Source organism: Micromonospora sp. NPDC048170, assembly GCF_040652795.1.
In the GTDB taxonomy this organism is placed as follows: domain Bacteria; phylum Actinomycetota; class Actinomycetes; order Mycobacteriales; family Micromonosporaceae; genus Micromonospora.
The window spans coordinates 171602-184324 of the sequence record NZ_JBEZMR010000011.1; the positions used below are offsets into that span (position 1 = coordinate 171602).

Sequence of the window (12723 nt, forward strand, 5' to 3'; positions counted from 1 at the left end):
CCCATCCGGGCTTCCGGCACGCCAGGGCAGGTCAGCCCCGGTCAGCCGGTCCGGTCGAGCTGCTCCGGTCGTACCTCGTGACGCAGTGGACTCCCCCGGAGGAACCGGTCGATCTCGGCGACGACGATGGCGCCGGCCCGCTGCCGCGACCCGACCGTCCCCGCCGCCTCGTGCGGGGTGAGCAGCACGTTCGGCAGCCGCCGGAACGGATGGCCCACCGGCAGCGGCTCGGCGTCGAACACGTCCAGCGCGGCGTCGATCCGCCCGGAGCGCAGCACGGCCAGCAGCGCGGCCTCGTCCACCAGCGCCGAGCGGGCGGTGTTGACCAGCAGCGCGCCGTCGGACAACCGGGCCAGCTCGCGCGCCCCGATCATCCCGACGGTCTCCGGCAGCACCGGCGCGTGCAGGGACACCACCAGGCTGCGGGTGAGCAGGTCGTCCAGGCCGACCCGCTCGACCCCGAGCGTCTCGGCCTCGGCGGCCGACAGGTGGGGGTCGACCACCAGCACCCGCGTCCCGAGCGCCCGCACCAACCCCAGGTACGCCCGCCCCGTCCGGGACGCGCCGACCACCCCGACGGTCGCCCCGCGCAGCTCCCGCCGGGGTGGTGCGGCCTTCGCGCTCGCCCAGTCGACACCGGTCCGCAACGCGTGGTCGAAGCGGTGCAGCCCGTGCAGCAGGGCGAGGGTCAGTGCCAGTGCCTGCTCCCCCACCGCGTACGCCATGGCCTCGCCGGCCTGGGTGACGCGCACCCCACGGGCGAAGCTCTCGGGGGTGACGAACGGTTTCACGCTGGCCCCGGTGTGCGCGAGCAGACGCAGCCGGGGCGCGACGTCGAGCACCGCCGCCGACAGCGGCGCGCAGCCCCAGCCGGTGACGACGACGTCCGCGTCGGCGAGCAGCCGGGCCAGCGTGGCCTCGTCGCCGACGTCGTCGCCGACGGCCGGCAGCCGCACCTCCCCCAGCCGGCCCAGTGCCGCCCGGGCGTCGGCGTCGAAGAACAGCTCGCGGACCTCCGGCGACGCCGCCACCGCGATGACGCTCACCCCTTGATCCCCGTGGTGGAGACGCCCTCCTGAAAGTGGCGCTGCCCGATCAGGTACGCCATGAAGATCGGCACGAACGCGACGACCGAGCCCGCGAGCAGCATGTTCAACGCCACGTTCTCCTGTTGCAGCGAGGCGATGCCGGTGGTGAGGGTACGCATGTCCAGGCTCTGCCCGACGATGAGCGGCCACAGGAAGTCGTTCCAGTGCCACAGGAAGACGAAGACGCCCAGCGTGGCGAGGATCGGCTTGATCAGCGGCAGCACGATCGAGACGTACACCCGCCACTCGGAGCAACCGTCGAGGCGGGCCGCCTCGAACAGCGAGTCGGGCAGCGAGGCGATGAACTGCCGCATCAGGAACACCGCCTGGGCGTTGGCCAGGGTCGGCACGATCATGCCCCAGTAGGTGTCCACGCCGTTGAGCTCGGAGATGATGATGAACGTCGGGATCATCGTGACGTGGTACGGCACCATCAGCATCGCCAGGAACGACCAGAACATCGTCTCCTTGCCCGGGAACCGCTTCTTGGCGAAGGCGTACCCGGCCATCGAAGCGAACAGCAGCACGCCGACGACCGACACCACCGAGTAGACGACGGTGTTCCACATCCAGCGCAGCACGCTCTTGGCGCCGATCACCTGGTCGTACGCCTCCGGGGAGAACGGCCAGGGCAGGAGGCTGTCCGGGAACGTCACCGGACCGGTCGGCTTGAACGACAGCACGACCATCGCGTAGAAGGGGAAGAGCGTGACCACCGCGCCGACCACCAGCAGCGCCGTACGCCCCACCACCCAGCCCCGGCTGGCGTGGCCGGCCCGGTAGGGGCGGCGAATCCGGTCCCGCCGCGACGCCGGCTCCGCGGCGGGGGCGGCCGGTGGCGTGATCGTGTCCGTCATTCTTCCCTCCCGAGGGTCAGCCGCTGGATCAGCGCCACGATGATCGTCATGACGAACAGGGCGACCCCGACGGCGCTGGCGTAGCCCAGGTCGAAGTACTTGAAGCCCTGGTCGTAGAGCAGGTAGACGAGGCTGTAGCTGGACCGGACCGGGCCACCGCCGGTCATCACGTAGATCATGTCGAAGACCTGGAACGACACGGTGGTCTCGATGATGGCCACGAAGAACAGGGCGGGTCGCAACTGGGGCAGCGTCACGTACCGGAAGCGCTGCCAGGCCGAGGCTCCGTCGGTCAGCGCGGCCTCCTCCAACTCCGCCGGGATGTCCTGCATCCGGGCGAGCAGGATGAGCATGCCGTAGCCGAAGCGGGACCAGACCGAGACCAGCACCAGCGCGGGGATCACCAGCACGCTGTCGGCCAGCCAGGAGCCGGCCGGCAGCCCGATCGCGCCCATCGCCCGCGACCACGGCCCGCCCTCGGCGAAGACCCAGGTGAAGACCACGCCGGCGAGGACCAGGCTGGTCACCACCGGCAGGAAGAAGATGGACCGGAAGAGCTTCGCGCCACGGAAGGCACGACGGGTCAGCATCGCCATGCCGAGGGAGGCCAGCATCGACAGCGGTACGGACAGCACGGTGAAGACGGCCGTCACCCGCAGCGCCGACCAGAACGTGGGGTCGTCGACGAGCCGGCGGAAGTTCTCCAGCCCGACGAAGCCGGTCTCGCCACCGATGGTGTAGTCGGTGAAGCCGAGGACCACCCCGGCGATCGCCGGACCGAACCGGAAGACGGCGAAGAGCAGCAGGAACGGCAGGACGAACAGCAGCGCCGTCCCGGCCTCACGGGCGGAGGGACGGCGTACGCGCCGGCCACGGCTCCCCGGTAGTGCAACCATCTGACAACCTTTCTCGACGGCTCGCGGTGGGCGGGGTGCGCCCACCGCGAGCCGCGCCGGCACTATCCGAGCAGCGGGGCGGCGGCCTTCGCCGCGTCGTCGAGGGCCTGCTCCACGGACTTCTTGCCGAGCAGGGCGGCCTGGATCTCCGGGGAGAGGACGCCCTGGACGTCGCGCGCCTTCTCGTGCAGCGGGCCGACCGTGCTGGCCCCCACCTGCTTCTCCTGCTCCCCGAGGACGGGGTCGTCGGCGAACAGCGGGCCGGTGGACTTCCGCGGGGAGAAGAAGCCGGAGGCCAGGTCGTACTTCTTGGTCTGTTCGGCGTTGGTCGCGAAGGCGAGCCACTTGCCGGCCGCCTCCTTGTCCTTGGCGTTCCTCAGCATCGACAGCGAGCCGACGGTGCCGTAACCGATCTGCCTGGTGTCCGTGAAGTGTGGGACGACCTGGATGTTCTCCTTGCCCCAGAACTTCTCGACCTCGGCCACCGGCGTGCTCCACATGCAGCCGACCTTGTTCTGCGCGATCCGGGTCTGCTCGATCGGCGGGACGGCGGTGATCAGGGACTTGTCGACGTAGCCGCCGTCGACGAGCTGCTTGACGAAGCCCAGCGCCTTCTTGCCGGCGTCGCTGTTGAAGGCGACCGACTTGCCGTCCGGGCTGAACACGTCGCCGCCGGCCTGCCAGAGCAGCGGGTAGAACGTCTGGTTCAGGGTCTGCTTGGCGTCACCGACGTAGGCGGTGATGTCGTAGCCCTTGGCCTTGAACTTCGGGGCCAGGGTGAGCAGGTCGTTCCAGCTGGTCGGGTAGGTCGTCTCGCCGACGGCCGCGAAGACCTTCTTGTTGCAGATCGGCGTGGAGGCGCTGGTGAGGATCGGGGCGCCCATCATCTTGCCGTCGATGCTCACCGACTGCACGACGTTCTCGTGCAGGTCGCTCTTGGTCGCCTCGTCGAGGTACTTGTCGACGGGCTCGATGTTGCGGGCGTACTTGGGCAGCTGGTCGGGGATCAGGTAGACGACGTCCGGCCCCTTGTTGCCCGCGATCGCGGTAGCGAGCGCCTGGTCGCGGTTGGCCCAGGGGAAGATCTCGGTCTTGACCTCGATGTCGGGATTCGCCGCCTGGAACGCCTTGATCGTCTCGTCCCAGTGTGCGCGGTGCTTCGCCTCGTCGAAGATCACGGGATATGTCCACATCGTCACGGTCGTCTTACCGGAGCCACCGGAGTCGGAACCGCCGCAGCCCGTGGCCGCGAGAGCGGCGACGAGCGCCACCGCCACGGCCGACAGGCCCTTCCGAACACGCATCTCGCATCCTTCCGGGAGAGTCAAGTTCGCAGTACATTAACTTACGGTCCGGGCCGATACTAGGGCCCGGAAGTTCCGAGGTCACATCGTTACTGATCGTGCAAACACCTGGACAGATCGGTCCAGAACCGTAATAGCGAAGGACTCCGATGACCGTCACCCTCGCCGTCGTCGGCGCCGGCAACCGTGGCAGCACGTACGCCGGTTGGGCACTGCACCACCCCGACAAGGCCCGCGTCGTCGCGGTCGCCGACCCCCGGGCCACCCACCGCGCCGCGCTCGCCGACGCCCACGCCGTCGCCGCGTCCGGGCTGTTCGACAGCTGGCAGACCCTCGCCGCGCAGCCCCGACTCGCCGACGCCGTCGTCCTCGCCACCCCCGACCGGGAGCATGCCGAGGCCGCGACCCGACTCGCCGACCTCGGCTACCACATCCTGCTGGAGAAGCCGATCGCGCCGACCGAGACCGAGTGCGAGGCGGTCACCGCGGCGGCCGAGCGCACCGGCGTACTGCTCGCCGTCTGCCACGTGCTGCGCTACACCCGCTACACCGACGCGGTGAAGCGGTACGTCGACGCCGGGGCGCTGGGTCGCGTCATCGGGGTGGAGCACCTGGAGCCGGTCGGCTGGTGGCACTTCGCCCACTCCTACGTACGGGGAAACTGGCGTCGGGCCGACGACTCCTCCAGCAGCCTGCTCGCCAAGTGCTGCCACGACCTGGACTGGCTCCGCTACGTCGTCGGCGACACTCCGACGCGGGTCAGCAGCGTCGGCGCGCTGCACCACTTCCACCCCGGCAACCGGCCACGCGGCGCCGCCGACCGCTGCCTCGACTGCCGGGTCGAGTCGAGCTGCCCGTACTCGGCCACCCGCTTCTACCGCGCCTGCCTCGCCGACCCCTCGCGACGCGAGTGGCCGCTCTCCGTGGTGACCCGCGACCTGACCGCCGACGGGCTGGACGCGGCACTGCGCGACGGGCCGTACGGACGGTGCGTCTACGCCGGCGGCAACGACGTCGCCGACCACCAGAGCGTGACCGTCTCCTTCGCCGGCGGCGCGACCGCCACCCTCACCATGAGCGCCTTCACCCCGGGCGGACACCGGCGCACCAGGATCATGGGCACCCACGGCTACCTGGAAGGCGACGGTGAACAGGTCACCGTGACCGACTTCGTCACCGGCGCCACCGTCGACACGGACACCCGGGGCGGCGGGGCCGACGCCGGCTCCGGCCACGGCGGCGGCGACATGGCGCTGATGGCGGGCTTCGTCGAGGCGATCGCCACCGGCGACCGGTCGCGGATCCGGTCGGGACCACGGGAGTCCCTGGACAGCCACCGGATGGCGTTCGCCGCGGAGCGCAGCCGGCTGGCCGGCGGCGTCCCCGTGCCACTCGGGCCCACCTCGCCCTGAGCGGGCGCTCGGCGTGCGCGCCCCTCACCCCGGCGAAGCCGGGGTGAGGGGCGCGACGTCCTCCGGGTGGACATCGGCACGGCTCGCCGGGTCACGGCCGGCGGAGGCACGCTGCCCTGAGCAGAATCACTCGCCTCCCGGCCCGTCGCACCGGAGGCTGGCGGCATGGGAACGGGCTTCAGCGGCGAGGTGGCCGCGTACTACGCCAGACACCGGCGCGGGTACCCGCCGGAGGTGCTCGACGCCGTCGTCGGGGCGTTCGGTCTCGGCGACGGCGACACCGTGATCGACCTCGGCTGCGGCACCGGCCAACTGAGCCTGCCGCTCGCCGCCCGGGTGGGCACGGTCGTCGGCGTGGATCCGGAGCCGGACATGCTGGCGTTGGCCCGTCGGGCCGCCCTCGACGCGGGGGTGACGAACACGGCGTGGCTGCTCGGCGCGGACAGCGACCTGCCCGCCCTGGGCCGGCTGCTGGGCGACCGGCCGGCCGGCGCGCTGACCGTCGCCGTCGCGATCCACTTCATGGACCGCGAGTCGCTGTTCCGGGCCGCCCGGCCGTTGCTGCGCCCCGGGGGTGGGATCGTCGTGATCACCAACGGTGCGCCGCTGTGGTCGCAGGACACCGAGTGGTCCCGGGCGCTGCGTGGATGCCTGGAAGGGCTGCTCGGGCACCCTGTCACCGCGACCTGCCAGACCGACGACGCCGGCCGCCGGCGCAACCGGGACGCCCTCGCCGCCGCCGGCTACCGGGTGGTGGAGTCGGCTGTGGAGTACGCCGCGCCGCTCACCGTCCACGACATGGTCGGCGGCGCCTTCTCCGCGATGTCGCCCGAGTTGCTGCCCTCCCCCGAGAGGATGGCGGCGTTCACCGCCGAGGTCCGCGACGCCCTCGGCGGGCGGGACGCGGTCACCGAGCGGGTCCGGGTCTCGCTCCAGTTCGGGCTGCCCCGCTGACACCCCGGCGGCTCGGATTCACCGTGCGGCGCAGGGGCCCGCCACGGTGGCGGGCCCCTGCGTGGACGCCCGGTCGGTGCCGGTTCAGCACCAGCCGTTGATCGCGCTGTTCAGCCCGGTCCACAGGTAGGCGTCGGACACCCAGGTGCCGTCGCTCAGCCGGTTCCACAGTGCGGTGGTGCCGTACCGCCCGGTGTGCGAGGTGCCGTTGGCGGAGCAGGAGATCGTCACCGTGGCGCCGTCGCCCACCGAACCCCGCACGGCGTATCCGGTGCCGGGCCCGGCCCGCTTGGTCAGCGTGCCCCCGCCGTTGGCGTCGACCACCGCCTGGTTGAAGCCCAGCGCGCCGTAGTTGTAGATCGCGCCGCCGGTGCCGATCAGGGCCGAGCCGTGCCGCGCACCGCCCTGGTAGGCGGCACCCTGGACGAACACCCACTTGCCGATGTTGTGGTCGGCGATGGGCACGTACGCGCTGTTCTGCCGCAGCCCGAAGTGGACGTGCCGGCCGGTCGCCGACCCGCCGCAGGTCACATCGGTTCCCGTGTAGCCCAGGTACGCGCCCTGGCCGACGGCCGCGCCGTTGACCGAGATGCTGCTCCACAGGTGGTAGTAGTCGGTGGAGTAGCCGCGGTCGTGGATCACCCGGATCCACCCCGTGCACATCGTGTACGCCGTGCCGGCCCGCGCCGCGCGGACCACCTGGTCGCCGCCGGCCAGGTCGATCGAGCTGTACGGCGCCCCGCCACCCCAGCCGTGCGGGCCACCGGTCAGCGTCCAGGTCTGCCCGACGGCGAACGGCAGGGCCATCCCGGTCCGGAAGTCGCCGCCCGCGGACATGACGCCCGGGGTCTGCGTGAAGACCGTCTTCTCCTGCTTGTTCACCAGGGGAGACTCGGCGGCCAGCTCGCTGAACCCGGCTTCGCCGTCGAAGTTCACCCGCCACCCGCCAGCCTCGGCGCGGGCGATGAAGACCGCGCCGGTCGGGTGGGCGTCCTGCTCGTGCGAGGAGACGGCGACGGCGGTGCCGAAGGCCCACCGGCCGTTCTTGCGGGTGACGGTGACACGGGTGTCGGATCCGTCGACGCGCTCCGCCGCCGTGGCCCGGGCCTGCCCGACCAGCTTGGCGGTCACGGCGTCCTCGACGCTCACCGGCACCGGATCCGGTGTGGGCGCGGCGGCGTGCGCGGCGGTGCCCGCGACCAGAAGCTCCGTCACCAGCACAGCCGCGGCGATGCCGCCCCATCGTCTGATGCGCACCATTGACGACCTCTTTCAAATCGAAGGACATCGCTAAGTTGTGCTGACGATAGACAGCGACAGGAAGATTGTCTACAAGTTGACACTCCGGTAATGAAGATATGTTTCGCATGGGTCAGGCGCCGGCCGGGGCGGCACCTACGAGCTGGTCACGGAGGCCGGCTCGGGCACGAGAGTGGCCTGGCTGCGGTGCGCGACCGGGATGATCAGCGCCGACGCGACCAGCGCGGCGACCGCGATGCCGAGCCAGCCCCAGAAGCCGAAGGCGATGACCAGGCCGGACAGCGCGGCCGGACCGATGATGTTCTGGGTGATCACGTGCAGGTCGAACGCGCCCAGGTACTCACCCTGGGCGTGCTCGGGGGCGAGGCCGAACGCGAGGCCCCAACCGGAGGCGGCCTGCATCACCTCGGCGACCGACAGGATCAGCACCGCGGCGACGATCGCGACGGACACCAGCACCAGGTTGTCGCCGAGGGCGGTCACCGCGATGACGGCGCAGCCGCCGGCCAGCCAGTAGCCGGAGCGTCGGGCGAGCCTGCCGGCACCCTCCACGGTGTCCGCGCCACGGCTGGCGCGCACCTGGAACAGGATGACGAACACCGTGTTGAAGACGAGCAGCAACGGGATCAGGAAGTGCGGCAGCGAGGTGCGGTTGAGCGCCCAGAGCGGCATCGTGACCAGGATGACGGTGACGTGGGAGGCGAGCACCGTCGAGACGCCGATGACGGCGAGGAAACGTGGGTCGCGTACGGCGGAGAAGCGCTTGAAGCCCACCGGGACGGGGCGCGACGGCACGTCGGGCAGGCGGGTGACCAGCAGCGCGGCGCCGGCCATCAACGCGGCGGTGGTGAGCGGGATCAGCACGAGCAGCCGCTGGTCGAGCGCGGCCACGGCGGCCACGCCGATGCCGATGCTGAAGCCGATGTTGAACACCGACCGCATCATGGCCTTGAGCTTGACCCGTTCCTCGGCGGGCACGAGGTTGCCGACGAGAGCGCCGTTGGTCGGGCCGGTGCCGTACTCGAGGAAGCCGACGGCGACCACCAGGGCGAAGAAGTGGATCGCGTTGTCCACCAGGGCGTAGAGCCCGAAGCCCACCGCCAGCGCGGCGAACAGGATGACGAGCAGCCGGCGCGCGCCCACCCGGTCGGCGATCACGCCGAACAGGACCGACGAGATGAAGGCGGACAGGCCTGCCGCGGACAGACCCAGGCCGACCTGCCGGGGGTCGAGTCCGACGCGGAGCGTGAAGTAGACGACGCTGCCGCTGAGGAAGACTCCCTTGCCGATCGATTCGGCCAGCCGGATCGCGATCAGTTTCCTGCGCAGCGGATCGGTCGGCACCAGACGGGCCGAAAAATCAATCAGACGAGCCAAGGGCATAATTGCACATCCTGGTGTGATGGAACGGTCACGTCAATCCTCGCGGCGGCGACGCCGGGCGGGACAGGGCGTCCGACGGAACCGGGGGCGGGACGACTTCCCGACCGACCAGGGAATCTTTCCCGTGGACGCCCGGGACCCGGTGCGCTAACCGGTGAGCCGGGCAGACGTCCCGGTAGGCCCGCAGGCCGGGACGCGCGCGGGCACCTCGTCCCGGCATTCCCGTTCTGTCGCGGCCTGTTCCATTCAAACCGAGAATCGCCTTCGACGCTTTTAATTTAATTGGTCGCAGAGAATGCGTCAGAAGATTGACATGGCTAGAACCCGGCCACGTTCATGTGTTGTTCTGTTGCCCGTCAGAAGATGTTCACGCCGATCGGAGGTCGGCGCTTCCGCCGCGCCTCCACGAGGGAGGCGTCGCGGGGCCAGTCAGGACGGGTGAGGTGTGGTAATGGTGCGCGTTGGCTCGACCTCGGAACCGGCTCACACGATGAGGCAGGATCCGGGGGATGCCGCGGACGACGCAGAACGTCGTGCCGTGACGGTCGTCCTGGCCGACGCTCAGCCGGTGGTACGCAGGGGCCTGCACGCCCTGCTGTCCCCCTCGGCCGAGGTCACCGTGGTCGCCGAGGCCGGCACCACGCGGGAGGCGATGAGGTCGGCGGCGTCGCTGCGCCCCGACGTGCTCGTGCTCGACATCGAACTGCCGGGCTTCCAGGTGGGAGTGACACTCCAGGAGATCGCCCGGATGTCGCCCTCGACCGCGGTGCTGGTCTTCACGGCGGTCGAGGACGAGGGAGCGGTGTTCGCGGCCATGCGGGCGGGGGCACGGGGCTACGTGCTCAAGAGCTGCCCCGGCGACGGCATCGTGCGGACGATCCGGGGCATCGCGACGGGCGAGATGATCCTCGGCCCCCGCGTGGCCGATCAGCTCGTCAGGCAGCTCGGCCGGGAGCCGCGCAACCAGCAGCTCTTCCCGGAGCTGACGACCCGCGAGCGGCAGGTGCTGGAGCTGATCGCCTCCGGCCTGCGTAACGGGGCGATCGCCACCCAGCTGAACCTCTCACCGAAGACGGTCAGCAACCACATCTCGACGATCTTCAGCAAGCTCAACGTGTCGGACCGGTACGAGGCGATCGAGGTCGCCCGCAAGGCCCGGCTGGAGCGCGTCGGGCCGTACGGGTCGGCTCCCGACCCGATGCCCGGCAGCCTCCCGCCGGCCCACGTGCGGGGAGCCACACCCCTGCCCGGAGTGGGCGGCTCCGTCGCGTACGCCGGCGCGCAGTCGATGGAAAGGTGAGCGGGATGGCCCTGGATCTGGAAGCGATCGCGAACCGGCTGGAGCCGCGGTTCGGCAAGGCGGCGCGGCGCTGGGTCGGCACGCTGACCGAGCGGCTCGACGAGCTCGTCGCGCAGTGGGGGCTCGACCTCGGCGACCAGCTCAAGTCCGGCAACTCCTCCGTGGTGTTCCGCTGCCGCCACCGGCAGGGCGACGCGGTGCTGAAGCTGTCGCCCGACAGCTACGCCGTACGGGAGGAGGTCGACATGCTGCGCCAGTTCGCGCCCAGCGGGCGGGTGCCGTCGGTGCTGGCGGCGGCCCGGGGCGCGGTGCTGCTCGAGTCGATCCACCCGGGCACGCTCGTGGAGAAGATGCCGCAGCCGCCGTCGCCGCAGGAGTATGCCGCGTTCCTCACCGACCTGCACGGCGCCGGGGACCCGGCCACCGCGCCGCGGCGGCTGGAGGATTGGATCGACGTGCTGTTCAACTCGGCGGCACGGCGGGGCGCCGACCTGGCCGAGTCGAAGCGGTTGCGCGACGACCTGTTCGCGGCGCCCACCGACACCGTGCTGCTGCACGGCGACCTGCACCTGGGCAACGTGCTCAGCGGCGGCGCGAAGGGCCTGGTGGCCATCGACCCGATGGCCTGCGCCGGCGACCCGTGCTTCGATGCGGTCGACTACGTGCTGGAGGGCCTGGACCGCGCGGAGATGCTGCGCCGGCGCGACGAGTTGGCCGCGGCGGCCCGCATCGACGTACGGCGGCTCGACATGTGGTGCCGGGTGACCGCCCCGATCGGGGCGACGTACGTCAGCAACCCGGGGCACTCCGCGGAGCTGGCCGCCTTCGGACGCGGCGAATACTAGTACGGCAGCCGCCGTTTGAGATGCCGCTGGTAGAGCGGGCTGGACGCGGGGCGGCCACCGCGTGATCGTCTGTACGTTGTGGACATAACTTCAGATCTGGCGGTGGCCGCGTGCCACAGCGTAAACCCTGCCGGGTGGGGGCGGGTCCTGGCCGGGGTGCTCGCCTCCTTCGCGGGCCGGTTCGGACGGGTCGAGCCGCGCCGCACGGCGGCGGCGTTCGTAACCGGCCTGTTGGCCGATATCGAGGTCAAGACGTGTTGGCAGCTGGCGGAGCAAGCTGGGCATGCCCGCCCGGATGCGATGCAGCGGCTGTTGTATCGGGCGGTGTGGGACGCCGAGGCCGTCCGTGACGACCTGCGGACGGTGATCGTCGACCGGTTCGGTGACCCGGACGCGGTACTGGTCGTCGACGAGACGGGGGATCTGAAGAAGGGTGTTCACTCGGTCGGGGTGCAACGCCAGTACACCGGCACCGCCGGCAGGATCGAGAACGCGCAGGTCGGGGTGTTCCTCGGCTACGCCAGCGGGCACGGACACACCCTGATCGACCGCAGGGTCTACCTGCCCGTGTCGTGGACCGAGGACCGGGACCGCTGCCAGGGCGCCGGTGTCCCGGACGAGGTCGAGTTCGCCTCGAAATCTGAGCTGGCAGCCGACATGATCACCGCAGCCGTCGACGCCGGCGTTCCAGCGGCATGGGCTGCCGCGGACGAGGCCTACGGCAACAGCAGCGTCTTCCGCGCTCACCTGCGCCAACACCGGTTGGGTTATGTCCTGGCCGTGTCCCGCAGCCACCTGGTGCCCCTCGACGGCGGCAAGGTCCGTCTCCGCGCCGACCGCATCGCGGCCGATCTACCGGCATCAGCGTGGCAGCGCCGCAGTGCCGGCGCCGGGTCGAAAGGGCCACGCTTCTACGACTGGGCCTGGCTCGACGATGTCACCACCGACGCCGACCCTGACGACAGCGGTCGACACAGCCTGCTCATCAGGAAGAACACCACCAGCGGGGAGTTGGCCTTCTACCGCTGCTGGACCCCGCAGCCCGCCACCCTCGCCCAACTCGTCCGGGTCGCCGGGATCCGCTGGACCGTCGAAGAGTCCTTCCAGACCGCCAAAGGCCAGGTCGGCCTCGACCAGCACCAGGTCCGCCGCTGGGACTCCTGGCACCGCTTCACCACCCTGGCCCTGGCCGCCCTCGCCGTCCTGGCGATCTGCTCCGCCGACGCCGCCGACGAACCCCCGCAGACCGGATTGATCAACCTGACCGTCAACGAAGTCCGTCGTCTGATCAACGCCTTCATCATCCGGCCAATCCACGAACTCGCCCACCGTCTGCGCTGGTCACAGTGGCGACGCCGCCATCAAGCCCGAGCCCGACGAGCCCACTACAAACGACGTTTCAACGCCGAACTTCAGCCATGATC

At 70.8% G+C, this 12723-nt stretch carries 11 protein-coding genes; 5 read left to right on the forward strand and 6 right to left on the reverse strand.

Annotated elements, in window-relative coordinates:
- Nucleotides 1-41: 41 nt before the first annotated feature.
- The 4 genes from AB0D32_RS17235 to AB0D32_RS17250 all read right to left on the reverse strand — a co-directional run bounded on the left by AB0D32_RS17235 (nucleotide 42) and on the right by AB0D32_RS17250 (nucleotide 4145).
- On the reverse strand, nucleotides 42-1046 hold the full coding sequence (locus AB0D32_RS17235) for a hydroxyacid dehydrogenase (RefSeq protein ID WP_357090691.1): 1005 nt from the start codon (nucleotides 1044-1046) through the stop codon (nucleotides 42-44).
- On the reverse strand, nucleotides 1043-1945 hold the full coding sequence (locus AB0D32_RS17240; RefSeq protein WP_357090693.1) for a carbohydrate ABC transporter permease: 903 nt from the start codon (nucleotides 1943-1945) through the stop codon (nucleotides 1043-1045). The genes AB0D32_RS17235 and AB0D32_RS17240 overlap by 4 nt, the downstream gene beginning before the upstream one ends.
- Entirely contained in the window at nucleotides 1942-2841 is a 900-nt protein-coding gene (locus AB0D32_RS17245) for a sugar ABC transporter permease (protein ID WP_357090695.1), read from the reverse strand. Before AB0D32_RS17245 ends, AB0D32_RS17240 begins: the two co-directional genes overlap by 4 nt.
- Nucleotides 2842-2903: 62 nt before the next feature.
- On the reverse strand, nucleotides 2904-4145 hold the full coding sequence (locus tag AB0D32_RS17250; protein ID WP_357090698.1) for a sugar ABC transporter substrate-binding protein: 1242 nt from the start codon (nucleotides 4143-4145) through the stop codon (nucleotides 2904-2906).
- 149 nt (nucleotides 4146-4294) lie between these two features.
- Between AB0D32_RS17250 and AB0D32_RS17255 the strand changes: the two genes are divergently transcribed.
- Nucleotides 4295-5557 (forward strand): Gfo/Idh/MocA family oxidoreductase, encoded by a 1263-nt coding sequence (locus AB0D32_RS17255; protein ID WP_357090700.1) that lies wholly within the window; start codon nucleotides 4295-4297, stop codon nucleotides 5555-5557.
- 165 nt (nucleotides 5558-5722) lie between these two features.
- Nucleotides 5723-6511, forward strand: a complete 789-nt coding sequence (locus AB0D32_RS17260; RefSeq protein ID WP_357090702.1) for a methyltransferase domain-containing protein — start codon at nucleotides 5723-5725, stop codon at nucleotides 6509-6511.
- Nucleotides 6512-6595: 84 nt separating this feature from the next.
- Here the strand turns inward: AB0D32_RS17260 and AB0D32_RS17265 are convergent, their stop codons facing one another.
- Both AB0D32_RS17265 and AB0D32_RS17270 read right to left on the reverse strand, forming a co-directional pair.
- Nucleotides 6596-7771 carry a peptidoglycan DD-metalloendopeptidase family protein gene (locus AB0D32_RS17265; protein WP_357090704.1) on the reverse strand — a complete coding sequence of 392 codons (1176 nt, stop codon included), beginning with the start codon at nucleotides 7769-7771 and terminating at the stop codon, nucleotides 6596-6598.
- Nucleotides 7772-7906: 135 nt separating this feature from the next.
- A complete protein-coding gene (locus AB0D32_RS17270) occupies nucleotides 7907-9148 on the reverse strand; it encodes an MFS transporter (protein ID WP_357090706.1) in 1242 nt (413 codons plus the stop codon).
- A 544-nt stretch (nucleotides 9149-9692) separates the two neighbouring features.
- Here AB0D32_RS17270 and AB0D32_RS17275 point away from each other — a divergent pair.
- The 3 genes from AB0D32_RS17275 (at nucleotide 9693) to AB0D32_RS17285 (ending at nucleotide 12721) form a co-directional block, all read left to right on the forward strand.
- The gene (locus tag AB0D32_RS17275) at nucleotides 9693-10454 is read left to right on the forward strand and encodes a response regulator transcription factor (protein ID WP_357090708.1); all 762 of its coding nucleotides are present in this window, start codon (nucleotides 9693-9695) and stop codon (nucleotides 10452-10454) included.
- Nucleotides 10455-10459: 5 nt separating this feature from the next.
- Nucleotides 10460-11299: an aminoglycoside phosphotransferase family protein gene (locus tag AB0D32_RS17280; protein ID WP_357090710.1), complete on the forward strand. Its 840-nt coding sequence runs from the start codon at nucleotides 10460-10462 to the stop codon at nucleotides 11297-11299.
- A gap of 147 nt (nucleotides 11300-11446) precedes the next feature.
- Nucleotides 11447-12721, forward strand: a complete 1275-nt coding sequence (locus AB0D32_RS17285) for an IS701 family transposase (RefSeq protein WP_357090744.1) — start codon at nucleotides 11447-11449, stop codon at nucleotides 12719-12721.
- Nucleotides 12722-12723: the final 2 nt, after the last annotated feature.